A 25608-nucleotide genomic window follows, 5' to 3' on the forward strand; every position below is an offset into this window, starting at 1 on the left:
TTCGAAACTTTTCGCAATAAATTAATTATATAAGTTAACCATTAAATCCCATGTCGAAAAGAAATACTCAACAACGTCGTCATAATATAATTGCCGACTTAAATGCCCAGGGCGAAGTGAGCGTAGATAGCTTAGCCAAGCAATTTGATACGTCAGAAGTTACCATCAGAAAAGATCTTGCTGCACTAGAAAACAGTGGCTTGTTGCTAAGACGTTATGGTGGCGCGGTGGCTTTGCCAAGTGAAATTACTGAAACAAAAGCAGATCCTCTGTCGCAACAAAAACTACTCATTGCGAAAAAAGCAGCGATGCTTATTCGTGATCATAACCGCATTATCATTGATAGCGGTCAAACCACCTCTGCTTTAGTCAGTGAATTAGCCAATAAAAAAGGCTTAGTGGTCATGACCAATGCACTTAGCATTGCTAACGAGATTCACGCATTAGAAAATGAACCAACATTATTGATGACCGGTGGAACTTGGGATGCTAACTCTGAAGCTTTTCAGGGACAAGTTGCCGAACAAGTTTTACGGTCGTACGATTTTGACCAACTATTTATCGGTGCTGATGGTATCGATATTAAGCGCGGCACGACTACTTTTAATGAATTAATTGGCTTGAGCCGAGTAATGGCTGAAGTAGCTCGCGAAGTTATCGTGATGGTTGAATCAGATAAAATATCTAAGAAAATCCCAAATTTAGAACTCACCTGGGAGCAAATTCATACAGTGATCACCGATGACGGTCTCTCTGAAGAAATGCGAACAGCTCTCACTGAGCAAGGCGTAAAATTAATAATCGCCAAAGGTTAACTTAGCTAAGTTACTACAGCTAATAACGTTAACCAAGCTCAAACAATTAAATATGTAAAAATGAAAAAGGAATCAATATTATGTGCGGTATAGTCGGCGCAGTAGCGCAACGCGATGTAGCAGATATTTTAGTAGAAGGTTTAAAGCGATTAGAGTATCGCGGTTATGATTCTGCTGGTGTTGCAGTGATCAATAGCAATAACGAACTATTAACGACAAAACGTTTAGGTAAAGTACAAGAGCTTGCCCAAGCATTAGAGCAGCAACCTGTAACGGGTGGCACTGGCATAGCACATACACGCTGGGCTACACATGGTGTACCAAGCGAAGTAAATGCTCACCCTCATGTTTCTAATAGTACTATTGCGGTTGTGCATAATGGCATTATTGAAAATCATCAAACCTTACGTAGTCAGCTACAAGGTTTAGGTTATGAGTTTTTATCGCAAACTGATACCGAAGTTATTACGCACTTAGTTCATCATGAACTAAAAACCAGTGATACTTTATTATCAGCAGTACAAAAAACTGTTAAGCAGCTTGATGGTGCTTACGGTACGGTTGTCATGGATAGTCGCGATAAAGACAACATCATTGTTGCGCGTTCTGGCAGCCCATTAGTTATCGGCTATGGTTTAGGCGAAAACTTTATTGCTTCAGACATTATGGCGTTACTACCAGTAACACGTAAATTCTCTTACCTTGAAGAAGGCGATGTCGCACAAATTAGTCGCTTCAACGTGAGTATATTCGACACCAATGGCGAACCCGTTGAACGTGAAGCGAAAGATGCTAACGTTTCGCATGACAGTGGTGATAAAGGTGAATACCGTCACTACATGTTAAAAGAAACGTACGAACAACCTACTGCTATCCGTAATTCATTAGAAGGTCGTTTAGTAAATGGCATGTTAGATATCAACACGTTTGGCGAAGGCGCTGATGAGATATTTAAAAATGTAGAACACGTACAAATTATTGCCTGTGGTACGAGTTACCACTCAGGCATGGTTGCAAGATACTGGTTAGAAGAGCTAGCGGGTGTTTCTTGTAATATTGAAATCGCTAGTGAGTTTAGATACCGTAAATCTTTTGTGCCTAAAAACTCTTTATTGGTAACTATTTCGCAATCAGGCGAAACTGCAGATACCTTAGCGGCTTTACGTTTAGCGAAAGAAATAGGTTATGAGTCAAGCTTAGTTATTTGTAATGTACCGGGTTCATCGTTAGTTCGTGAATCAGATCTTGCTTTCATGACTAAAGCGGGCGCAGAAATTGGTGTAGCATCAACCAAAGCTTTCACTACTCAGCTGGTTGGTTTATTAATGATGACCGTAGCTATTGGTCAACATCATGGTATGTCTGATGAGAAGCAAGCCGAAATTACGCAATCATTAATGTCGTTACCGGCAAAACTTGATGAAGTATTAGCACTGGCTTCTTCAATAGAAGATTTAGCCGAAGATTTTGCTGATAAACAGCACGCGTTATTTTTAGGCCGTGGTGATCAATACCCAATCGCAATGGAAGGTGCATTGAAGCTGAAAGAGATTTCTTATATTCATGCAGAGGCTTATGCCGCTGGTGAACTTAAACATGGTCCTCTAGCGCTTATTGATGCGGAAATGCCAGTCATTGTTGTCGCACCAAAAAATGATTTAATCGAAAAACTTAAATCAAATGTTGAAGAAGTTCGTGCACGTGGTGGCTTAATGTATGTGTTTGCCGATGTTGATGCGCACTTTGAAAGTGACAATACCATGAAAGTAATTAACGTACCGCATTGTGACGATATTATCGCACCAATCGTTTACACCTTACCATTACAGCTACTTTCTTATTATGTAGCGATAATCAAAGGTACGGATGTAGATCAACCACGTAACTTGGCGAAATCAGTTACGGTCGAGTAATGATGACCGATTAGCCTGGCAATTGTGGGTTCTGAATAAAGTTGGAAACGTCTAAATAAAGATGGAAACAATATCCTAAATAAAAGGCCTCACTTTGTAAGTGGGGCTTTTTTTGTTTGTAGTGGCAATTTTAGGAGTTGAATAAAGATGGAAACCGTTAATTAAAGTCAGAAACTGGAATTATTACGTTTAAGTACAGAAAATCCTTTCAAAAAATTTAATTAAACTTTGAAATAGTTAACTTCTAAAATATAACTCTAAGGGCAGTAGCTGGCTATCCGTTGACCTAAAGAACAAACCATAGTTAATTAATTATGATAATCGTCGCCACTTTCATGACATTGAACTAACTGTCTATAAGTGAGTTTTGATTAGTTTTTGTATCGCTAACGTTAGAACTAACAGGCGTGCGAAGCGTTAGCGTAGCACGTCCGGTTAAGTGATTTATTAGGCATTTATCTGGCCCTTGGTTTCTTTAGAGCCGAGATAGGGTTTGCTTCTGCTTGAAGACCCTCAACTTTAGAGATTAAGTTCATCTTCTGGTCATTGCTTATTTCGAATGCATAAGCAGAAAGGTAGCCACCAGTCCCTGCAGAACGAATGATCACAATGACCTCTGGCTTATTGTCACTATCTATATCACTAAGTATTGCCTTCTCTATGAAGCCATCTCGAGCATTGATAAGCCCACTAATGAAAAAAGTCGTTTCATCACCGGCTGGAGCAGTTTGGTACAGTCGAATACTGAAACTGCCTATGGATCTAGCCTCGAATTCCCCCTCTGAAATTACAATTGTTTGGCCAGAGGGAAGTGTTAATTTTTTTATAAATCTATCTGATGCCATGGCAGGCAACGTGCCAAGTAGAAGTATAATTGTTGCGAGTGCAAAAATTTTTGTCATATCTGCTCCATTTGCAGCGGAAATAGCTCAGACACTAGCGGTGCCTAACGGCCATTTAAGGACTTGTTGGTAATTGATTTGTAGCATAGGTGTAGCAATTTTATTTGGACTTCTATTGTATAAACAATATCGCTAAAACGTCACTATTGCCACTTAATGAGACATTAATATTTTCAATCCCTTACGTCAACTAAGCGCACTTTTTTGATGTTAGCTTTTGGTGAAGACAAACTTAAAAGATCTCATTGTTCTAAGGTCATTATCTGCCACATTGCTGAGCTAAATTAGTCCTCAAAATTAGTCAAATTTATGTTCACTTAGATACGTTAGCTGACCTTTCACTATTCCGTTTTTATGACTTTTCTGTGCGCTAGGCGGAAACTTAGAGTGATAAAATCAAAGCTTCTGCATCACACCTATAAGCTGACGTTAATTTTAATGCTGCTATTGGCAACTGTGAACACATTGCTGCCCTTAGTAAAGGTAAATTTTTAAGGTTTTTAGGGGTAAAAGAACGAATACGGACGTTAGCTTTAATACTTAATCTATTAGTTTCAAGTAGCCTTGTCGTTTATTTATCTCTGCCAACTAGCAACAGGCTTCCAGTCATTAATCCACGCTGGAATATCACTTGCAGGCATTGGTCTGGCAATGCCATAACCTTGTGCCAAATCACAGCCCAGTTGCAACAACTCAGTACCGTGTTCAATCGTTTCCACACCCTCAGCAATCACTTCACGTTTGAAGGATTTAGCTAAGGCTATTACCCCTTCAACAATGGCTAAGTCATCAGCGTCATGTAACATGTCGCGTACGAAGGTCTGGTCTATCTTAATTATTTTTGCTGGTAATCGTCTTAAGTAAGTTAGGGAAGAATAGCCTGTGCCAAAATCATCTAAGGCAAAGTTTACGCCCAGTACCATACAAGCATGCATCGTTGCTGAAACATGATTTACATCCTCTAAAGCACTTGTTTCCAGCACCTCTAGCTCTAAATAGCGCGGTTCAATATCCGGGTGGGCCGCCAACAGTGTCGTTAGTCGTTGGGCAAAGTCAGGCTGTTGTAATTGAACTGCGGCAATGTTTACGCTAGTACTTATAGGGAGATTAAGGCACATGGCTTGCCATTGGCTCATTTGTGTCAGTGCACTGTCAATAACCCATTCACCCAGCTCAATCATCATGGGATTATTTTCAATAACAGGTAAAAATTCGATTGGATTTAATAACCCTCGCTCTGGATGTTGCCAACGGATTAACGCTTCAGCTCCAATCACCTTACCTGTTCGCATATTAACCTTTGGCTGATAATAAAGCACAAATTGATGATTATCTAATGCGCTGCGAATACCCTCTAAGCTTTCTCGTCGCACTTTAACCGCGTCATCTTGAACGGTATCAAATAAGTGATAACGGTTTTTACCTGATTCTTTAGCCACATACATGGCTTGGTCTGCATGGCGCATGAGCTGGTCTGCATCCACATTGTCTTGCGGGTAGAGGGTGACGCCAATACTGGCTGATACATTTAATACCACATTATCGATTGTAACAGGCTCAGACGATGCCAATAAGAATCGCTCTAATACTGGCTCACAGTCTTCAACGGTGTTTAAGTCAGTTAATACGGCCACAAATTCATCACCGCCAATACGAGCTAAGCTATCACCTTCACGTAACGCCTTCTTCATACTGACTGACAGTGCAATTAGCAGCTCATCCCCCAGATCATGCCCATAAGTATCATTAACGGCTTTAAAACCATCTAAATCTAAAAATACGACAGCGAGTGACTGCTTATTTCGACTACAATGCAACATGGCTTGAGATAATCGGTCAGAAAGTAATACACGATTAGGTAGGTTGGTCAGTAAATCGAAATGGGCTATGTGCTCTAGTTGCGTTTGATGTTCTTTCATTGGGGTGATGTCAATTAACGCGATAAGACAATCAGTACCAAAGTCACCGAATTTAGCCTCAACACTGAGCCACAGCGTACGAGTATCAAGCTGCACTAAAATCTCACAGGTTTGTATACCTTCGTCTTCAAATGTTGCTACCAGAAATGTCTTGAATACCTCTTGATGTTGATCCGCGATGTAATTCAAAAAGTTTTTTCCTGCCAAGTTGATTCGTTCAATACCCAATAGGCTAGCACCTCGCAAATTAACCTGACTGATGGTACCACTCATATCGAGCGCAAAGTAACCTATCGGTGCAAACTCAAATAACGCTGTATAGCGTTGAGCAGACTTTCTTTCAACTATTCGTGCTTGTTGGAGTTCCTCGTTCTGCATCTCCAGTTCAATTTGATGCACTTGCAGCTCGTGTAGCATCTTCTTGGCGCTTTCTTCGCTTGAGGCGCCTTTGTTACGCCCAACCTGAGCTTGTTTTTTCAGTTTCGCTTCGGCTTGCTGGCGAATCGCTATTGAGGGTGGCTTATATGACTTTGATTGCATGACTATTCACTAGGCCTTATTAAGCTTAGTCCGTTCTTTAGCTTGGCTAGTATCAATAAAGATAATGACCACGCCATCGATTGTTCTATGCTTTTTCATCAGGATAAATATTCTTTAAAATGAATGTATTTATTTATTGTAGACTACTTAATGCTACAAGCGGTCAACTTATCATGGAAAACTTTTTATAGAATGCCTCGAACTTCTGTTTCGGTGTTAATCAGAAAATACTCTCCTAATTTACTGTTATTACTGTTATTACGTTATAATGGGTAATATGCTTTAATTAATTTTGATGCTATTTCTTCAATGTAATATTAGTGAAAAATGCGATGTAGTTACTTATTTCACCACTAACATCCTCGACTGAACTAATGTTGAGTATTTGGGCATATATTTCCCCACTTTTACGACGGTTCCATAGTTCACCAGACCAAAACCCTTTTTCCAGTAGTACTTGCCACATGTCGTCATAAAACTCGGGGACTTGTCGGTCAGATTTAAGCATACTCTGATTCTGCCCAATTGACTCTTCACGGCTATATCCCGTTGTAGCAGTAAATGTATCATTTACATCAATAATGGCACCTAGTGCATCGGTGATAAAAACTCCTTCTGTTGCATGGGTGAATACATTAGTGTCAAGTTTGAGTCTTTCTTCTGCTAGTTTAAGCTTGGTGATATCATAGGCAATAGCATATATGTCTCCTCCGTCGACAAAAGAGCGAGCTGTCCATTCAAGCCATTTATAAGAGCCATCTTTGCATATATAACGGTTTGGGAATCGTATAATCGGTAACCCTCTTGCGAGAGGCTCCATTTTATCTTCAGTAGATTCTCTGTCAGCCGGATGAACGAAGTCAGCAAAAGGTTTAGCAAGAAACTCTTTTTCAGAAAACCCAAGAGTTTCAGTAAATGCAGGGCTAACCTTCCTAAAAGTTCCTTCTAGAGAGGCAATACAAACCATGTATGCTGACAACTTAAAAATTCTCTCGAAGTATTCTAAACTGTTCTCCAGTTATTTTTGGGTATTTTAAAGGCCCGCTTCTCTCTTTTTTCGCTCGGTGATGTCCTCGATAGCCAACAGAATACTTCGCTTCTGTCCCTTCTCTTGTTCAATCTGTCGAGCATTCAAAAGCATGGTGCGATTGCCTATGCTGGCAAAATCGTGTTCAACCTCATAGTTGTCAAAACTGGTCTTTTCAGGGAGAATTTTTTCCAGCAGTTCTCGCAGCTTGGGGATATCCCACTGTTTGTTGCCTAAGTCATAAATAAGTTGCCCGATGGTCTGTTCCGGCTTTACTTTGAATAAGTCATAGAAAGAACGGCTGACGGTGACCACCCTGAGATTTTGATCCAAAGAAATTAAGGGTTCACGCACGGTATTGATGAGGCAGTCTGCAAATTGATGAGCTTGACTCGCAGATTCATTAATAATCACCAGTTCTTTTCGAGCACTTTCAATATCCGCTGCTATCCGTTTACTTTCGGTGATATCAATAAAGGTAATGACCACACCATCAATTACGTTCTCCTGTGTCCGGTATGGCATGATGCGGACTTTGAACCAGCGTTCATCGCTCGCCGTTATATCTTCTTCTATGGATGACAAAGTCTGTAACACCATCCTCGCATTATGCTCTAGTTCGAGATAGTTTAGATTAGTATAAATGTCAGAAAGTGGGCGACCGACATCACTTGATATTAATTTGAATAGATGGGACACATGGGCGGTGAAGCGTCGCACATGCAGCTCGTTATCCAGAAATATAGTGGCGATTTCGGTACTATCGAGCAGATTGTTCATGTCGTTGTTGACCCACGATAAATCATCAACTTTGGATTGTAGCTCAGCGTTGACTGTTTGCAGCTCTTCATTCATCGACTGCATTTCTTCTTTAGACGTGGTCAGCTCTTCATTGGTGGACTGCAACTCTTCGTTAGTCGATTGCATTTCTTCATTGGTGGACTTCAGCTCCTCTTGCGAGGACTGCATTTTTTCGCGAAGCATTTGGATTTGTTCATGTGCCTGTTGCAGCTCGGCCTGACTTTCTTGCTCAGCAGCCCCGCGCTTTCTGCGTGGTGACTTGACTGGTTTTACAACATCAGTAAACACCACCATCAGTAAGCCACACAAATCTTTTGGTTTAGTAATGGCTTGTACTGTCAGATTAATAGTGACTGTATCTAGCGTCAGATCTTTAATAATAACGGGCTCTACTTGCTCTTGTGCTTTCTTCATAGCAACGTCAAGCTGATGTTGTAATGCTTCATGCGCCATCACGTGAATATTCCAGTTGGCTTTGCCCGCTGCTGGCTCTAAATACTTTCCGGTACGACCATTGATGTAGAGAATGTCGCCGTCAGTATTAATCAATACCGCTGCTGGCGAGTAGCCCTGTAGAATAATTTGATCTGCCTGTGTTTGCAGGTTGGTGATATTTGTATTCATCTCTGTGAAGCTCTCTGGTTGATTATCTAGCAAAGATACAATGGGAAATACTCGTGTGGGAAAGTCGACATCTATTTGTTGTGAAGGATTATCGATGCGAGTGAATAATTGAATACTTTCATTAATCGGTTTGAATAATGAGGTGAAACTCCCAATAGTTTCAGCATTACCCAGCAACAGAATACCGTGCGGAGTGAGTGAATAGTGAAACAATGGGAGTAGCTTATTCTGTAGTGCTGGTTCGAAGTAAATAAGCAGGTTACGACAAGTGAGTATATCTAACTTAGTAAACGGTGGATGCATGATAATGTTCTGTGGTGCAAAAATTATCATGTCACGTATTTGCTTGTTGACGCGATAACCCTGTTCATCTTTAACGAAGTAACGAGTCAATTGCTGTGGAGATACGTCAGCTTCAATATTTGCTGAATAATAGCCTCTTCGTGCAATATTGACGGCATCCTCATCAAGGTCGGTAGCAAATATTTGCAGTTTGAAACGCCCTTTAGGCTTAATGTTATCCAATACATCCATTACTGTCATGGCGAGAGAGTAGGCTTCCTCTCCGGTAGAGCAAGCAGTGACCCATGCTCGCAGCTCTTTACCTTGTGGATAATTGGCTAAGAGTGCTGGCAGTGAAATTGACTTGAGCTGCGCCCAAACGTCTTTATCACGAAAGAAATTGGTTACCCCAATTAACAGCTCCTTAAACAGTAGGTCTTGCTCTTGTGGATTCTCACGCAGATAGCGTGCATAGAGTGCGATGGTTTTAAGCTGATGTAGGCTCATACGTCGTTCAATACGGCGATATATGGTGTTTTTCTTGTAGAGTAAGAAGTCGTTTCCAGTCCGTTCACGTAATATGATGACGATTTGATCTAGTGCGCTTTTTGACTTGAGTGCCAATCCCTGCTCAATAACCTTTGTGACGCCTCGTCGGTTATGGTTGAAAAATGCCATCATCTGCTCTGGTAGTTCTTCAACAGGGGCTATGATGTCAGCCAGTCCCCCGTTAATCGCGCTACATGGCATTGAATCAAATTTTGCAGACTCAGGTGACTGCACCAAAGACAGTCCAGCATTTTCTTTGATGGCGCGTAAACCTATTGTACCATCAGAGCCCATGCCAGACAGAATGATACCCACAGCACGCTCATGCTGATCATCAGCCAGTGCTCGAAAAAAGAAGTCAATGGGTAACCGTAATCCTCTACTAGCCACGGGTTCAAGCAGAAGTAATGAGCCGTGAAGAATGGACAAGTCTTTGTTAGGTGGGGTCACATACACGCAGTTAGGCTTTACTTTTAAGCGGTTACGAGCTTGTGTTACTTTCATCTGCGTTATACGTTGCAACAGCTCTGGCATGATGCTTTTGTGAGTTGGGTCAAGGTGTTGGATGACAACAAAGGCTATGCCACAAGGGGTTGGCACATGGGAAAAAAAATCCTCTAAGGCTTCCAAGCCTCCAGCAGAAGCGCCGATACCTACAATTATTGGAGTATTCACAACAGGCAATCGACTGGAGTCAGAGGAAAGACTTCGTTTAGCCATTTTAATTTCCTTTTTCATCAGGATAGATTTGCTTTATGGTGGTGAGTTTATCTATTGTAGACATACTGTTGCAGTGGTCAACTAATTCTAGACAACTGTTTATAAAATTCATCATTTTTGTGTTTCGCAGTTAATCGGAAAGTGCGAACTGATTTACTGTTGTTGAAAGACGCTCTAAGCTTCAAGTTGGCATGACAGGCATTAAATCTAATAACTGCTTTTAGCGAAATAAAGCCATAAAATATTAATTGATGCTAATGGCAGCTGTGTCGGAGCAGTTGCCGTTAGATACGTAATGACTAACGTCAGCTTTCATATCCTAAGTGAACGTAAATCTAAATGAATTCTAGAGATAATTTAGGTCAGGTTTTTGGCATGACCTGAACTGTGTTGATGATTGCTCTACTTCCGCTTTTGGCTAAAAGAAGTCAAAAGGTAATCTTGAATGCTAACGTCCGCTTTAGATTGTGAGCAGTCCTTTTTGAATTAGGGGCTAGTGTCTCCTTTGTGGCAACACCGGAAGAAAATCGTTAACTGTTGGTAGTTTGGTTTTCAGTCAGATACTATTATTTATTTAAAGCAGATAATTCTTTTTTTGCTAAAAAATTATCCATTTTTGAACGTAATAATTTATACAATAAAATAGAGCCGTCTATTTCTTCTTTACGATTCGTTAGACTCTCAATGTTTAAACCTAAAGGTAAATCATAAGGAAGAATAGCATCTAAAATTTGTTGCAAGCTATTGACACAATTACGAATTGATTCATACAACGGGTTGTCTGCATTAAGAATACGTAAACTAGTTGCCTCGGGAACATTAACGCCTAACCATTCAATAAACTCTAAGGTTTTTTTACTGCCACATGGCGAGAATGTTAAGATCAATCGTTGTGGTTTTATGCCTTCTTTTTGGCATTCAATAGCATAACGAGTAAGTAAGTCGATGGTCGCTTGTGGATTGTATATCGCTTGGGAAATAAAGAAACTACAGCCTTGTTGGTGTTTTGAAATTAGGCGTTTATGCTCATCTTTCTTACTCGCATGGCGCTCAGCAATGGTGACACCGCCAATAAAAAAATTATTGGGATTATCGACTAAGGCTTTATAAGCATCAGCTAAGGGTAAAGATATTTCATTATCTTTTGACGGACTACCCACTAGCACCACATCTTTTACACCATATTTATCCCATGCTTCGTTTGCCCACTCATTAAAGTCTTCACTATTCGATTGAATAACACTTTTATAAGTAATCACAGGATGATTCGATTTTTTATTCAATAAAGAAGAATAAAGCCGCGTATCATGGGTTGATTTAAACGGGAAAGGTCTAGGTTTACTAATACGAGAATTTTCATCTTGAATGTCATAAACAATAAGACCATCAAAGTCGATATCACTGACGCGCTCAAGCAATTTTTCGGCAATTTCGGCTACTTTATCAAGTGGAGTATCACTTTTTGGCGGTGTAGTGCCAATAAAGTAAACACCTCGATTAATGTCATTGTACCTGGCTTGAAGCTCTGATTGTGTAGTCAAAATATTCTACTTTGCTTTGTCTGGACGTTTAGATGGCTATATATTCTTTCAATTTACCTTTTTTGTCAACCATTGTCTGTCGTATAAGTTGAAATTTTATTCACTAAATTGTTAAGTTGATTTTCTGACCTTCTCCCAATTGGCTTGTTCTGGTATTGAAATTTGTTGTTATTCTTCTTTATAGTCAGATATTCATCGATATTCAGCTAGTTATTTTTAAAGGAATACTCAAGAATAACGTCGGTTATTCAAGTTGAGTAAATAAGGTTACCGGTAAACTTAAACAAGAATGCGACTAAGACACTGTATCTAAGTCGCATTTTTCATCTATTTATTTAAGTAAGTGAGTGAAAAGCTTAAACGCTAAAGACCTTATTAACAGGTAAGTCACGTATGCGGGTTTTGCTGGCATGATAAATAGCATTAGTGATACTCGGAGCCACTGGCGGTACACCAGGTTCGCCTATGCCACCAGGAGGGGCATCAGACTCCACAATATGCACATGCATTTCGGGTACTTGATTCATACGTGTTACCGGCGAATCATGGAAGTTACTTTGTTGAACCTTACCTTCTTCTACCGATATTTCGCCCATTAACGCAATGGATAGACCAAACACCATAGCGCCTTCCATTTGCGCTTTAACCCTATCTGGAGTTACTACAATGCCGCAGTCTACCGCGGTATGCATTTCAAGCACGGTGACTTTATTATTAACGACTTCAACCTTAGTCGCCGCGGCAACAAAAGAACCAAAACTACGTAAAAAGCTTATGCCCCAGCCCTGATTGTCAGGTAATTTTTGTTCAACTTTGGCCTTATCACTAATTAAGTTGATTAAGCTTTTCATACGTTTGGTATCAATTGGGTGAGCGGTTAAGTCTAAATCATAATTAGAGTACTTAAAGCCATTTTCATTAGGATCCACGTGACGATCATCACCCAATAAATTCAGCCACATTTGTCTGGTGGGCACCTTTGCTTTCACTGCCAATTCGTCAACAAAAGAGCCCAAAGCAAAGCCGTTGTTGATGCAAGCAACTGAGCGAACCCAGCCTGGCCTAACGAACGAGTCGACTGCATGTTTTTCGATACTTAAATTATTCAAAGCAAAAGGTATATCACCAAAACCAAGGGCGAGTTGCGCATCACTTGGCGTTTTAGCCTCAGCATTCCATAACCAGCCAATAGGTGGATAGGCATTACGGCTTAACCAGTAGTCAGCGCTGCCATTATCGGTTAATTCAGCTTTGCAATAATTAGCTGAAATTGAATGGTAAAAGCCATGTTGAATGTCATCTTCTCGACTCCAAATCACTTTAACTGGACGTTTGCTTGCCTTCGCTAATTCAACCGCCTCAATAATAAAGTCGGCTTTTGACTTACGGCCAAATGCGCCACCCATTAAGGTGACATTGAGCTCAATATTATCTTGCTCATCTTTTGCTAACCCTAACTCACGTGCGACATTACCTTTAGCCCATTGTGGATTTTGTGTTCCTGCCCAAATAGTACATTTTTTGCCATTTACTATTGCCGTAGCCGCAGGTGTTTCCATTGGAGAGTGATTTATATAAGGAACAGTATAGGTTGCTTCTACGGTGTTTTTATTATTGTATTGATGGTTGTAAACATCCCCTTTTTTGGCAACCGTTTCACCTTGTTGATTTACTTGTTTGGCAAGTTTTTTGCTAAATTCACTACTGTTGTGAAACGCTTTATCGCCATGTTGCCATTTTATTTTGAGCTTTTTACGACCTTCTAGCGCAGCCCAAGTATTATTGGCAAGTACGGCAACACCGGATAATGGATTAGTGGTCACAGGAATACTGCGCGGTTTTAAAGCAATAACATCAACCACGCCTTTAATTTTCAATGCTTCACTGGCATCAAAGGATAAAACCTTACCACCGACCACGGGTGGTCTTACGATAGTTGCTATAAGCATGTCGGGCAGCTGAATATCCTGCGCGTATTGTGCTTTTCCAGCGACAATATTATCTAAATCAACAAGTTTTACATCTTTACCGATAAGAGAAAAGTCAGCGTTGTTTTTAAGCTTCACTGTTTTACTTTCTGGTGGGGTAAGTTTCGCCGCGTGACTAGCAAGTTCACCAAAACTAATTTTTTCACCGGTAGCTGTGTGGATAACAAAATGCTTTTCAGCTTTTACGCTAGCTTGTTCTACTTGCCAAATATTAGCAGCAGCCTGCTCTAACATTTCACGGGCTACAGCGCCAATTTGGCGAATACTGGTAAAATGATTACGGATAGAAGCTGAGCCTGCGGTGCCTTGAGAGCCATATTTTGAATCAGCCTTAGCTTGAACAACACTTACTTTTTGCCAATCGGCTTCTAACTCTTCGGCAATGATTTGTGGCACGCTGGTGCGAATACCCTGTCCCATTTCACTGCGATGACACACTAAGGTCACCATCGAGTCACTGGCAATACTAACAAAGAAGTTTAATTCATGGTTTAGTGCTGAAGTAGCCAATTTTGCTTGTGCATTACTAAGAGGGAGATTCATGCCTAATACAAAGGTACCACTTGTTATACCGGCAACTTTTAAGAAACCGCGACGACTTACATTTTCAATAGAGTTCATGGTTACGCTCCTTGTTTCTTATGCGCAAATTGACGGGCATCAAAAATTTCTACACCATTAGGATTATTTATTGTGTTAGTGCTTAATGAAGCCGTTGCTGATGATTTATTTTCCGACACACGGGTGGCTGCTGATTTTATAGCCGCTTTAATACGTTTATAAGTACCACAACGACAAATGTTGCCTTGCATGTGTTCAATTATTTGCTCATCGGTTGGCAGAGGAATGGCCTTCAATAAAGCAGCAGCACTCATCATTTGCCCACTTTGACAATAACCACACTGGGGCACTTTAAATTCACGCCAAGCAACTTGCACAGCACTGTCACCTAATTTACCGTTATTATCAGCTAATCCTTCAATGGTGGTAATAGCTTGCTCAGCAATAGCTGAGACTGGTGTTATGCAAGAACGCATAGCGACGCCATTGACATGCACAGTACAGGCACCACATTGTCCTGCGCCACAACCAAATTTTGTACCCGTAAGTTTTAACTCGTCACGAAGGGCGTAAAGTAGTGGCATTTGTGGATCAACATCAAGCTCAACCGGCTTATTGTTTAAGATTATTTTGATCATACTGGCTCCAGGTTTTGTCAGTGTGAAAGTGTTTATTTTTATAAACTCTCATTGGGTAGAGAGCTCTGTAAATGTTCTCTAACTCGCTCTAAGTCAGACAAGGTATCAATATCAATTTTTGCTTGATTACAGTGTATAGCATCAACTTTTTTGGCATGTTGTAGTAACAATTTACCCGCGCCTTTATCGCCCTGCAGTTTTACTAGCAGAGGAAAATATTTTTCGGGAAAAATAGCAGGTGCCATTAATTGATCATCACAGAGGGTAGCAATAACTTTGTTAGGCTGTTCGTTACTGGCATCGAGTAATGCTTGATAATGTTCAGTGGTGATTAATGCTTGATCAGCTAAAGCGATTAATACATGGCTGCTCTGCGCTTTAATAGAATGAACAGATTCTGCTAGGGTATGTCCCATGCCATCAGACCAATGCTGACTTGCAATAACCGAAACACCTTGGGGTAAAACAGCCTGAATAGCATTTTTGTTGGCGCCTAAGGTGACATATAAACTGTTAACGGATGGATCGGTAAGCAGGGGTTGTAATTTATCAACACTATGAGTAATCAGCGGTTTACCATTGATTTGAGCGAGTTGTTTAATGGTGCCACAGCCAACTTGATTTGGAGAAGATGATTGGAAGCGCTGGCCTTTACCTGCCCCTAATAGAATAATATTAACCTGCATGGCTAACTACTTTTTTGATGCTGTTAGCGATATTAGTGCTTATATTACTAGGGAAATAGCCTAATGACTTGCCTGAGGCTTGTTCTATTGTGGCATGTGCTTGAGATAAAATGGCTAGGGCAATAGATTCAGGTAGCTCGCCACCAAGATCAAAGCCAATGGGATTGGCTAACTTATTAGGTAAGTCAGTTGCGTTTAGTTGCGCTTTTTCTAACACCTGCTCTGTTCGATGTTGAGGTCCTAATAAACCTAAATAGCTAGCGACAGCTAAATTATTTTGGCTGTTAACTAACTGTAAGGCGCGAGCATCAAGTGAAACATTGTGATGCATTATCACCACGGCATCTGCTTTGGGTAACAGCAGACTTTGCTCTAGGTTGTCGTAATCTTGATTGAGGACTAAATCGGCCTCTTTAAAGTAGGCTGATCTGGCATAGGCGGTGCGGCTATCAACTAAGCAAATAAACCATCCTAGAGTATGCGCTATTTTAACTAGAGGCTGTGCATCAATACCGCCACCAAATATGACTAAAGCCGGAGCGGGTTTTATAGCAATTAAAGGTTCTAAAGAACTGTCGGCCTTTGATAAAACTTGATTGTTACTTCCTGAAGTGGCGTGTTTAGTGGAGGTATCAATATGATAAAAACACGCGCTGCGGTTATCCAGTTGGTTTTTTAACGTGAGCAGATCGAGGTAATTATTATCTCGATTGATGGGTTGTAGTAATACTTTGACTAAACCGCCACAACCTATGCCGAGTTGCCAAGCTATATCACTATCATCTTGCATGTCGTAACAAACAGTAAGGTTAGTTTCGCTCTGCCAACATTTCTGCGCTTGGCGTTTTAAATCCGCTTCAAGACAACCACCGCTTAATAAGCCATAGCTTTTGCCTAGGCTATTAATGAGCATCATAGCACCCGCTTTACGATAAGAAGAACGCTGCGTTTCAATGATGCTGGCAAGCACCCATTGGCAGGTATCTTTTTCGGGAAACCAATTAGCTAATAATGCGGCAAGGCGATTACTCATTTATGGATTATTCACTTAAAAAAATATTAAGATAACATAAATGAGAAATACACCAAATTAAACCACTGTAGTTAATTAAAATGTAAGCAATTAAGTAACGTATTTACTCAACAGCAGTATTTTAATTGTTAATGGCGATTTTAGGTTGCCATTCTAACCAGTCTTTATCGACATCTTGATGCAAAATAAAGCTCGTTGGTAGGGATGTTGATTCTTCATCAAGCTTTTCAGCATCATCTTCATCAACTGAAGGTGTAGCAAAAGCAATACCACCAGCAATCAGGGTTTCTATCGATTCAGAGTCGATATTCACGCCAGAGAAAATACCCGCTTCAATTTTGATGCCACTCGTATTCCAAAATTGGCTTTGGCTGTTAACAAGTGGTGCGTAACGCTTGGCTATATTGATAAAAACATTGACCTTATCGGCAGTAGGCGATAAATCAATACCAATCACTTTACCGACCTTAATTTGGCGATACAACACAGGGTTTCCCACGCGTACAGAGCCAAGACGATTTGCGGTTAATTTAATATTTAAGCCATAAGCTAATTGCTCGACCGTAGGGGCTAATTCAAGGGCTTGAAATTCACTTATCGGCTTAGCTTTTATATTATGCGATGGTAGCAAACCAATAAATGCCCCCGTCAGTAAATCGACAATGTTTTTAGAACCCACTAAGCCGATTTGAGGCTCAATTTTCCAAAACTTTGTGCCTTGGCGAGCGTATTGGCTGCCTAAATCATTTAATAACACTAAAGCGGTTACGCCCACTTTATTTTCATTAAAAATTAAACGTTCAACGGTACCGAGCGTTTGCTCTTGATAAACGACTTTGGTATTTACTTTTAATCCGGTGACATCATTAAAATGAATGCTAATTGTTTGTCCCGCATTTTTAGCGTGTTCTTCATGCTTAAATAAAGTAAAACTAGATAGCTCATCGACTTGCGTACTTGTTGCCATTGATGCTGTTAGCGACAATTCAGGATTATAAAAGCTGATACCACCGCGTAAAATGGCATCAAGGGATTCAGTTTTTACCACAAAGTCACTTAAACCACCTGAGATACTCAAGCCACCTGCATTATAGAAACGACTGGTACTTTTTAATAAGTTTTTGTGCTCTTCATCAATGGTAATACTGACTTTAATATCGTCATCTTTTTTATTTAGTCTGACATTGTCTACTTGACCAATAGTGATGCCACGGTAACTAATCGCACTACCCGGCGTAGCCACATTGGCATGGTCAGTGGTTAACGTAAGCTGTAAACCAGGAGCGCTGGCAAGTTTTACCGGTGGCTGGCTAAACAACGTAAAGTGAGTTTTGACTTCACCTTGACCAAGATTGAAAGTGATATAGGTACCTCCCAATAAAGCATCAGTATCGCTAGCACCAGAAAGGCTTAAGCTTGGTTTAACTAAATAAAACTGCGTATTAGCATTTAATATATGCTGATACTTAGGTAATAACCCTAACTGCAGTTGTTGATAATCACCTTGAATAGTTACTTGATGAATAGCACCAATTTCAACGCCACGATATAAAAGGCGGGTATCGTTATTTACCTGTTCACTCGCGGCAATATTTAGGGTAAAACTGATCTTTTGCTGGGCGAGTTTACTATTAGCATAGAGTGAGAAACTATCACCATTTTGAATCAATTTCTTTTGTGACTCTTGGGCATTATCTTGGCTAATAAAGGCAATGCCACCGGTTAAAATACTCTGTAATGATTGGGCTTGAATATCAACACCCAGTAAACTAGCAGATATTTTGACTCCTGAATTATTGTAAAAACGGCTGCTATTATTCACATAATGGCTAAATTGTGGCTCTACATGAATATGAATTAAATGGCGCTCTGGCGCGCTTGTTTCGATGGCTTGTATATTACCAACAACTTGTTGTTTGTAATAAACATTACTGCCAACTTGTAATGAACTACGATCACTACTTGTTAGCATTAAGTGCAAACCAGGTTCAGTATATTTATAAGGAGGCTTGCTACTAAATACATTAAATTTGTTGCTGGTATTACCTGCTAAAGATGGCCTAATACTAATATAGCTACCCGTAAGTAACGTCTTAGCATTGGACAAACCCGAAAGGCTAATTTGAGGCGAAACGATATAAAACTGTGATTGATCGGTAAGGTAAGGTACTACACGTGGGTTAACTTTAGCCGTAGCGGTAATTTTTCGACTCACGGGGTCTATTTTACTGAATGACTCAATAGCACCTATGGTTAAACCTTGGTATAAAATGGCTGCATTGTAATCTATACCAGAGTTCCACTCTAACGTTAACTCAATTTCATGACCCATTTCAGCTGATTGAAAGTCAGCATGTAAAGGGAACGTTTGACCGTTCTTAGCGGGTGATAATTCTGTTTGATAAGCTAAAGTATCAACGGATATACCGCCTGCCATAATAGCCGCCAATGAATCGGTATTAACTTTCACTCCACCAGAAAGTGAAGCTGTCACTTGTACGCCACTGGTATTATAAAATAATGAATTTTCTTTTACTAAGTGAGCAAACTCAGGACGAATGTAAATGTTAATGGCAATTTTTTTACTGCTTTCTATGTAGTGATAACCCGTGACATAACCAATGGGGATTTGTTTGAAACTAATAGGGGAGTTTTCACTAATAGAGCCTAATATATCAGTATGTAACGTCAGGTGTAAGCCAGGAGTCGACATGTCTAATGTCGGCGCTTCAGATAAGGCAATAAAGTTACTTTGGCTATCGGCATCTTTATTGGTATCCGGCATGATCGTGATATAACTACCGGAAATAAGCGTGTCCAGTCCTGAGATCCCTTGCAGAGAAATATCAGCACTGACTAACCAAAAACTCGTATTTTCAGTGAGGTAGTCAGTAAAGTCTTTCGAAATTTCTACTTCAGCAATAACGCGTTGTAAGTCTCTAGACGGAACGACTTTTTTAACCAAACCAGTGACTAAACCTTTATAACGTACTTCTGTTTTATTAGGTATTATGCCTGAGCCATTATCAAACTCTATGGTGATAAAGGTGCCTTGTTCAGAAACCACCTTTACCGTTAGCCATAAGCCAAAAATTAAAGCAATAAAAGGCACAAACCAAATAATAGAGATGCCCTGACGAGGTACAACTTCAGCACGATTGTTTGATTTTGTATTTTGCTCAGAGGCAGCAATTTCTTTTTTATTGGTCATTTATATCCCTTTTCTTCTGGTAATATGCCTGATATATGGTCTGGCGAATTGTCTGACAATAATGATGTTTGTGTTGCTGTTTTCTTATCCCATAATAAACGCGGGTCAAAACTGTTGGCAGCAAACATGGTAAAAATTACCGTAATGGTAAAGTAATTTATCGCTGGTCCTGCAGCTACCGAGGTAACAAAACCAAGCTCAACTACGGTCACCATTAAGGCGACAACGAAGACATCAAGCATTGACCAGGGCCCTAAAAACTCAAGTGCATGGTAAAATTTACTATGCTTGTCTGGTTTTAAACGTATACCGGTATGTACTTTATAAACGAGCACAAATAAGCCAATGATTTTTAGTAAAGGTACTATGATACTGGCAGTAAAGATAATAACAGCAATCGGGTATAAACCATGGTCAATAAATTCGCCAATACCGGATAATATGGTTGCCTCACTACCTATACCTAATTGATAGACAATCATTATTGGATAAAAGTTCGCGGGTATAAACGCGAGTAAGGCGGCAAAATTCCAAGCCAAAGTATACTGTAAACTGTTGCGTTTACGTTGATAAAATAAGCCATGACAACGACTACACTGCACGGGCTCTGTGACTAAACTATTTAGCTTACGGCATTTAGGACATAAAGCTAAGCCTAGTTGTTTAGCTGTTTTCATCTTGTGCCTCATCCTTAGCAAACGCTTTTTCTAATTTTTCCCAAATACAGTCTTGATCGAGCGCTACCGCTGACATAGTGGAGCAAATTAACCAAAAAATAAAAGCCAGTAAGCCAAGGTTAACCGATAGTTCAGTATCATCTATTAACTTATACATAGAAACGACAATGCCAAGCATAAATACATTGAGCATAGTCCAGTTATCAAGATGGTGATAAGCGCGAAAAAAATTGAGTAACGACGGTTTTAACTTATTAAATTTAAAACAGTAGGAAATATAGAATGCACCAGCTAAACGTACAATCGGCACAGCAATCGCGAAGAGAAACACGAAGCACGCTATCATAAAAAAACCACGGTCAATCAACACTAAAATACAATCAAACAAAGAAGCTTGATGATATTGGCCTGCCAAGGTTACCCCCATAATAGGTAATAAAATTGCGGGCAACATTAACATTAAGCCGGCAAGGGACCAGTTAAAGCTACGTTCAATAGAGTCGACTTTTCGCTCTATTAACATGCTGCCACAACGAGTACATTTGGCCAGTTGTCCCTGTTTTAATTGCGGCTTGTCGTAGAGCGCATCACACTGCTGACAGGCGACAAATAATAAGGTGTCAATTTTGTTGTTCATTTAGCTTTGATACCAATGTCATTAAATTATTACCCACTTGCGCTGGTTAAAATACTCCAAGTCGGCGTTGCGCTCAATCCCAATAGCTCGCTATTGCTCAATCACACTCCTTGAATCTGAAAATTTACCCTCATTGAATTTTGAACACTAAATTAATCCAAATGGTATTATTATCCATTTACCCGTTAATTTTGTAAAAATGTAATGAAAAAAAAGCAGCGATAAACGCTGCTTTTTAGAAACTTATTAATGAAGCAACCAGGCCATTATTATTTTAATGACGTGATGTATTGTGAAACAGCTTCAATATCAGCATCTGATAATTTAATGGCGATATTACGCATAATGCCATTATTGTCATTACCACGACTTCCATCACGGAAGCTAGCCAATTGCTTTTTCAAGTAATCCTGACTTTGTCCAGTAATGCTTGGGAAACCAGCTTGCTTCATGCCCTTACCTGTAACACCATGACAAGCAATACAAGCGGTAATACCTTTAGCAGCATCGCCACCTAAGTATAATTTATGTCCAGCTTCGTTTGACTCACCAGTACCTGCTTTAGTTGTTTGTACTGCAAAAAATGCCGCTAAGTCATGCATGTCTTCTTGAGTTAGCCCTGCAACCATACCGGCCATTACTGGGTCTTTACGGTTACCTGATTTGAAGTCAGCTAATTGCTTAGCAAGGTAGTTAGCACTTTGACCAGCAAGACTAGGGTACATAGGTATTAAGCTGTTACCGTCAGCACCGTGACAAGTTGCACATACCATTGTTTTGCTCTTACCTGCGGCTACATTACCTTTGTAAATTGCTGCTGCTGGTGTAGACGAAACGATTTCAACAGTACCTGCTGCAGGAGCGGCACTTGTTGGCGCTGCATCTGCACTTGTATCTGAACTTGCTGCTGCAGCTTGTTCGTTTACATTAGGTAAACTTGAAAAATGAGCGGCTAAATCAGCCATATCTTCATCAGATAAGTTAGCCGCCATAGGTGCCATCATGGCATCAGTACGAGCGCCTGACTTAAAATCTTTTAATTGCTTGATGATATAAGCATCATTTTGACCAGCAAGGTTAGGAAACATAGGACTTGCACTAACGCCGCTAGGACCGTGACAGGCACTACAAGCACCTGATTTTTCTTTACCTGCGTTTGCATCTGCGGCTTGTACAGCACTTACTGAACTTAAAGCTACAAATAGCGAAAAGATAATTTTTTTCATTGAGTTGCTCTCTGCTTGTCATTAATTACGTAGCTGTTTGAATCATAATAATAGCTATCTAATTAAAAAATGATAAAAAAGTATGATGGATGTGTCGGCATTTTACACGAATATTAGCGCCGTGTAATAGTGGATAAGTAAAAATCGAGCAAAAAAAAGCGTAATTTCACTGTTTTATGCATTTATTTAATAATAAAAGCGAAAGAAAAACGCTATAATGGCGAAAATTTTAAACGAGTGAAGCCCTTGTCTTCTACAAAGATACATTTAACTAAAGCCGCCTTTACCATTAGCGCCCCAGATATCCGTCGTTTACCGGCTGATTCTGGTATTGAAGTTGCTTTTGCTGGGCGCTCTAATGCAGGTAAATCAAGCGCTTTGAATACGCTAACCAATCAGCGTGGTTTAGCTCGCATTAGTAAAACTCCAGGTCGAACTCAGCTTATCAATGTATTTGAAGTAGCAGAGAATCGACGCCTTATCGATTTACCCGGTTATGGTTTTGCCCAAGTGCCATTAGCCATGAAGAAAAAATGGCAAAAAGCGTTGGGTGAATACCTCGAAAAACGTCAGAGTCTAAAAGGACTCGTCGTTTTAATGGATATCCGTCATCCATTGAAAGACTTAGACATGGATTTAATACAGTGGGCCGCAGATAGCGACTTACCCGTATTAGCTTTATTAACTAAGTGTGACAAATTATCACAAGGTAAACGCAGCTCTGAAGTACTTGCTGTGAAAAAAGCGTTAGCATCATTAAATGCTGATATTAAAGTACAGGCTTTTTCTTCGCTCAAATATACGGGCAAAGAACAAGCTGATGCCATTATTTGTGAGTGGCTTGAACAAGAAGCAGAAGACTATGTACTACCTGATGAAGATGACTTTGATGATTCAGATGAATTTACTGAAGAAGATTAATATTGTCGTAAAGTAAGATTGTCATAAAGTAAGAGCAGCGCAAAGTGATATGAAGGTACAGTAAGTAAACCGTACTGTTAAAGAGGGAGAAAGCATTACGCAATTCTCCCTTTTTTGTGCCTGTTTTTTGGTAATGACTTAACCAGACTTAAGTTAAATAATTACCCGTGATACTAGCTTAGTTTTTTGAACTGTAATTCCACTAACCGTTGATACAACTCGCAGTTCTGCAATAACGATTGATGATCGCCCATTTCGATTATACTGCCTTGATCTAATACCGCAATTTGATCAGCATGTTGTATTGTTGATAATCGGTGCGCGATTATAATGGTGGTGCGGCCACGCATTAATTCTTCTAATGCTTGTTGCACATGATGCTCACTTTCACTATCAAGGGCACTGGTCGCTTCATCTAATAACAAAATATGTGGGTCTTTTAATATTGCTCTTGCGATAGCGATACGTTGGCGTTGACCGCCAGAAAGACGCACACCGCGCTCACCTAAAAAGCTATTATAACCTTCAGGTAATTGGCTTATAAACTCATGAGCATGGGCTTTTTTAGCCGCCGAAATCACTTCTTCATCACTCGCCTCTGGTTTGCCGTAACGTATATTGTGAAAAACATCACTGCTAAATAATGCCGGCTGTTGAGGCACTAAAGCCATTTGTTGGCGAAGATCTATTGGATCAAGCTGACGTATATCTGTACCGCCTAGGGTAATACGACCAGACTGAGGGTCATAAAAACGTTGTAGTAACTCAAATAGCGTTGTTTTCCCAGCGCCAGATGGACCGACTAAAGCCAATACCTTTCCTTGCGAAGCGACTAAGTTAAGCATTTTTGTTGCCGCTTGATCCGGCCGAGACGGGTAGTTAAAACTTACCGCTTCAAAGGCAATTTGTGCGTTGAGATCTTTAGCTGAAATAGTATTTTTAACAGGAGGCAGGATATGGCTTTCAACCTGTAAAATCTCAATTAGTCTTTCGGTAGCACCAGCTGCACGCTGTAACTCACCTAAAACTTCTGAAATAGTGGCTAAAGAAGACGCGACTAAAATGGCATAAAAGACAAAAGCGCCTAAATCACCACCGCTCATTTTACCTTGAATAACATCGCTACCGCCGACCCATAACATGCCGGTAATGGCGCCAAAAACAATAATAATAACACCGGCAATTAATGTCGCACGCTGCATTATACGATTGCGACCAATATTAAATGATTTTTCAACTTCTTCACCAAAGGCGAGTCTTTCATAGGGTTCGTGGGTATAACTTTGCACCGTTTTAATATGTTCAATTGCTTCGCCAGCATAACTACCAACATCGGCCATTGAATCTTGGCTTTTACGAGATAATTTTCTTACCTTACGACCATAAAACAATATTGGCACCAAGATAAAAGGCACCGACAGTAAAACAATAAAAGTGAGTTTGATATTCGTGGCGAATAACATCACTAAGGCACCGAGTAGCATTAATACACTGCGGATAGCCATAGAAAATGAAGAGCCAATAATACTCTGTAATAAGGTAGTATCGGTGGTGATACGCGACATAATATCGCCACTACCATGGGTTTCAAAATAGCTGGGGTGCAAGGTAATGACATGATTAAACACGGCCAAGCGAATATCAGCACTAACCCGTTCACCTAACCAGGATACCAAGTAAAATCGAGAAAATGTCCCCCCAGCAATTAATACGGTAATAGCCAATATAAAGAGTACTGCTTGCTGTAATTGCTCAATGGATTGTTGAGCAAAACCCTCATCAATGAGCATTCTAACTCCTTGACCCACAGACAGCATTACCGCAGCGGTAAAAATTAGTGCAATGAAAGCGGCTAATACGTGACCTTTATAGGGACGAATAAATTGAATGAGTTCAAAGAGTATGGCAACTTTCTTAGTTGGCTCATTCTTGTTTGAAGCTGATTTTGTAAGTGAGTCGGCTGAGGATTTTTCCGACATAATATCCCTTAGTTTATTGCTAGTAATAATGTGGGTTAAGCGACTAGCGGATGAGTGATTGCCAATAGTTTACGCTTTTCATAACCGTTGAACTAGATAGCATTATCTAAATATGTAAGAGCAAGTTACCTTTCAAAGGGGAAACCTGAAAAAATTTACCTAGGGGAGTTAATATGTAAGGGATTGTCAGATAAAGCATCATCATCAAAAATCGAGATATGTTCACTGAATTTTAGACAGAAAAAAGCCGATGGTATTATCTTTACTACTAAGTAGGCAAGAAAGGCATCGGCATAAGCTTATGGGGAAGCTACAAAAAATTATTACAATAAGTGTTCGCTTAAGAACAAAGTGATTATAGAGTAGGAACTCTATATAAGTAAAGCTATTTCTAGAGTAGTTACTCTTTTTATTTGAT

At 40.1% G+C, this 25608-nt stretch carries 17 protein-coding genes and 1 pseudogene; 3 read left to right on the forward strand and 15 right to left on the reverse strand.

The window, feature by feature from the left end; genetic code table 11:
• Positions 1-50: 50 nt before the first annotated feature.
• Together CXF71_RS12545 and glmS are read left to right on the forward strand one after the other, a co-directional pair.
• Positions 51-815: a DeoR/GlpR family DNA-binding transcription regulator gene (locus CXF71_RS12545; protein ID WP_101233288.1), complete on the forward strand. Its 765-nt coding sequence runs from the start codon at positions 51-53 to the stop codon at positions 813-815.
• A gap of 80 nt (positions 816-895) precedes the next feature.
• Positions 896-2728, forward strand: a complete 1833-nt coding sequence (gene glmS, locus CXF71_RS12550; RefSeq protein ID WP_101233289.1) for a glutamine--fructose-6-phosphate transaminase (isomerizing) — start codon at positions 896-898, stop codon at positions 2726-2728.
• A gap of 455 nt (positions 2729-3183) precedes the next feature.
• On the opposite strand, the gene CXF71_RS12555 is transcribed toward glmS, so the two are convergent.
• The 14 genes and pseudogenes from CXF71_RS12555 to CXF71_RS21670 all read right to left on the reverse strand — a co-directional run.
• The gene (locus CXF71_RS12555) at positions 3184-3630 is read right to left on the reverse strand and encodes a PliI family lysozyme inhibitor of I-type lysozyme (RefSeq protein WP_101233290.1); all 447 of its coding nucleotides are present in this window, start codon (positions 3628-3630) and stop codon (positions 3184-3186) included.
• 575 nt (positions 3631-4205) lie between these two features.
• Positions 4206-6089, reverse strand: coding sequence for a putative bifunctional diguanylate cyclase/phosphodiesterase (locus CXF71_RS12560; protein ID WP_332871774.1), 1884 nt, complete (start codon positions 6087-6089; stop codon positions 4206-4208).
• 298 nt (positions 6090-6387) lie between these two features.
• Positions 6388-7107 carry a PAS domain-containing protein gene (locus CXF71_RS12565; RefSeq protein WP_269800815.1) on the reverse strand — a complete coding sequence of 240 codons (720 nt, stop codon included), beginning with the start codon at positions 7105-7107 and terminating at the stop codon, positions 6388-6390.
• A 15-nt stretch (positions 7108-7122) separates the two neighbouring features.
• A complete protein-coding gene (locus CXF71_RS12570) occupies positions 7123-10092 on the reverse strand; it encodes a chemotaxis protein CheB (protein WP_101233292.1) in 2970 nt (989 codons plus the stop codon).
• A gap of 566 nt (positions 10093-10658) precedes the next feature.
• The gene (locus CXF71_RS12575) at positions 10659-11633 is read right to left on the reverse strand and encodes a methylenetetrahydrofolate reductase (protein WP_101233293.1); all 975 of its coding nucleotides are present in this window, start codon (positions 11631-11633) and stop codon (positions 10659-10661) included.
• A gap of 356 nt (positions 11634-11989) precedes the next feature.
• The gene (locus CXF71_RS12580) at positions 11990-14242 is read right to left on the reverse strand and encodes a xanthine dehydrogenase family protein molybdopterin-binding subunit (RefSeq protein WP_101233294.1); all 2253 of its coding nucleotides are present in this window, start codon (positions 14240-14242) and stop codon (positions 11990-11992) included.
• Positions 14243-14244: 2 nt separating this feature from the next.
• A complete protein-coding gene (locus CXF71_RS12585) occupies positions 14245-14820 on the reverse strand; it encodes a (2Fe-2S)-binding protein (RefSeq protein ID WP_232771465.1) in 576 nt (191 codons plus the stop codon).
• Between the two features lie 38 nt (positions 14821-14858).
• The gene (locus CXF71_RS12590; protein ID WP_101233295.1) at positions 14859-15506 is read right to left on the reverse strand and encodes a nucleotidyltransferase family protein; all 648 of its coding nucleotides are present in this window, start codon (positions 15504-15506) and stop codon (positions 14859-14861) included.
• The gene (locus CXF71_RS12595; protein WP_101233296.1) at positions 15496-16539 is read right to left on the reverse strand and encodes an XdhC family protein; all 1044 of its coding nucleotides are present in this window, start codon (positions 16537-16539) and stop codon (positions 15496-15498) included. Before CXF71_RS12595 ends, CXF71_RS12590 begins: the two co-directional genes overlap by 11 nt.
• A gap of 121 nt (positions 16540-16660) precedes the next feature.
• Positions 16661-19750: a PqiB family protein gene (locus CXF71_RS12600; protein WP_101233297.1), complete on the reverse strand. Its 3090-nt coding sequence runs from the start codon at positions 19748-19750 to the stop codon at positions 16661-16663.
• Positions 19747-20427 carry a paraquat-inducible protein A gene (locus CXF71_RS12605; protein WP_157826761.1) on the reverse strand — a complete coding sequence of 227 codons (681 nt, stop codon included), beginning with the start codon at positions 20425-20427 and terminating at the stop codon, positions 19747-19749. The genes CXF71_RS12600 and CXF71_RS12605 overlap by 4 nt, the downstream gene beginning before the upstream one ends.
• Positions 20414-21064, reverse strand: a complete 651-nt coding sequence (locus CXF71_RS12610) for a paraquat-inducible protein A (RefSeq protein ID WP_101233299.1) — start codon at positions 21062-21064, stop codon at positions 20414-20416. The genes CXF71_RS12605 and CXF71_RS12610 overlap by 14 nt, the downstream gene beginning before the upstream one ends.
• A gap of 269 nt (positions 21065-21333) precedes the next feature.
• A complete protein-coding gene (locus CXF71_RS21665) occupies positions 21334-21903 on the reverse strand; it encodes a c-type cytochrome (protein WP_232771471.1) in 570 nt (189 codons plus the stop codon).
• Between the two features lie 105 nt (positions 21904-22008).
• Positions 22009-22290 (reverse strand): annotated as a pseudogene (locus CXF71_RS21670) (c-type cytochrome); the annotation flags it as partial.
• A gap of 246 nt (positions 22291-22536) precedes the next feature.
• Between CXF71_RS21670 and yihA the strand changes: the two are divergent.
• Positions 22537-23211, forward strand: a complete 675-nt coding sequence (gene yihA / locus CXF71_RS12620; protein ID WP_101233387.1) for a ribosome biogenesis GTP-binding protein YihA/YsxC — start codon at positions 22537-22539, stop codon at positions 23209-23211.
• A gap of 173 nt (positions 23212-23384) precedes the next feature.
• Here the strand turns inward: yihA and CXF71_RS12625 are convergent, their stop codons facing one another.
• Positions 23385-25190: an ABC transporter ATP-binding protein/permease gene (locus CXF71_RS12625; protein WP_101233301.1), complete on the reverse strand. Its 1806-nt coding sequence runs from the start codon at positions 25188-25190 to the stop codon at positions 23385-23387.
• Between the last annotated feature and the right edge of the window lie 418 nt (positions 25191-25608).

The organism is Colwellia sp. 12G3, from assembly GCF_002836775.1.
Taxonomy (GTDB): domain Bacteria; phylum Pseudomonadota; class Gammaproteobacteria; order Enterobacterales; family Alteromonadaceae; genus Colwellia.

Excerpts from the sequence above, each read along its gene's own strand:
- CXF71_RS12580 (WP_101233294.1), bottom strand. The coding sequence starts at position 14,242 with ATGAACTCTATTGAAAATGTAAGTCGTCGCGGTTTCTTAAAAGTTGCC.
- CXF71_RS12585 (WP_232771465.1), bottom strand. The coding sequence starts at position 14,820 with ATGATCAAAATAATCTTAAACAATAAGCCGGTTGAGCTTGATGTTGAT.
- CXF71_RS12605 (WP_157826761.1), bottom strand. The coding sequence starts at position 20,427 with ATGAAAACAGCTAAACAACTAGGCTTAGCTTTATGTCCTAAATGCCGT.
- CXF71_RS12555 (WP_101233290.1), bottom strand. The coding sequence starts at position 3,630 with ATGACAAAAATTTTTGCACTCGCAACAATTATACTTCTACTTGGCACG.
- CXF71_RS12570 (WP_101233292.1), bottom strand. The coding sequence starts at position 10,092 with ATGGCTAAACGAAGTCTTTCCTCTGACTCCAGTCGATTGCCTGTTGTG.
- glmS (WP_101233289.1), top strand. The coding sequence starts at position 896 with ATGTGCGGTATAGTCGGCGCAGTAGCGCAACGCGATGTAGCAGATATT.
- CXF71_RS12595 (WP_101233296.1), bottom strand. The coding sequence starts at position 16,539 with ATGAGTAATCGCCTTGCCGCATTATTAGCTAATTGGTTTCCCGAAAAA.
- CXF71_RS12560 (WP_332871774.1), bottom strand. The coding sequence starts at position 6,089 with ATGCAATCAAAGTCATATAAGCCACCCTCAATAGCGATTCGCCAGCAA.
- CXF71_RS12610 (WP_101233299.1), bottom strand. The coding sequence starts at position 21,064 with ATGAACAACAAAATTGACACCTTATTATTTGTCGCCTGTCAGCAGTGT.
- CXF71_RS12600 (WP_101233297.1), bottom strand. The coding sequence starts at position 19,750 with ATGACCAATAAAAAAGAAATTGCTGCCTCTGAGCAAAATACAAAATCA.
- CXF71_RS12625 (WP_101233301.1), bottom strand. The coding sequence starts at position 25,190 with ATGTCGGAAAAATCCTCAGCCGACTCACTTACAAAATCAGCTTCAAAC.
- CXF71_RS12590 (WP_101233295.1), bottom strand. The coding sequence starts at position 15,506 with ATGCAGGTTAATATTATTCTATTAGGGGCAGGTAAAGGCCAGCGCTTC.
- CXF71_RS12545 (WP_101233288.1), top strand. The coding sequence starts at position 51 with ATGTCGAAAAGAAATACTCAACAACGTCGTCATAATATAATTGCCGAC.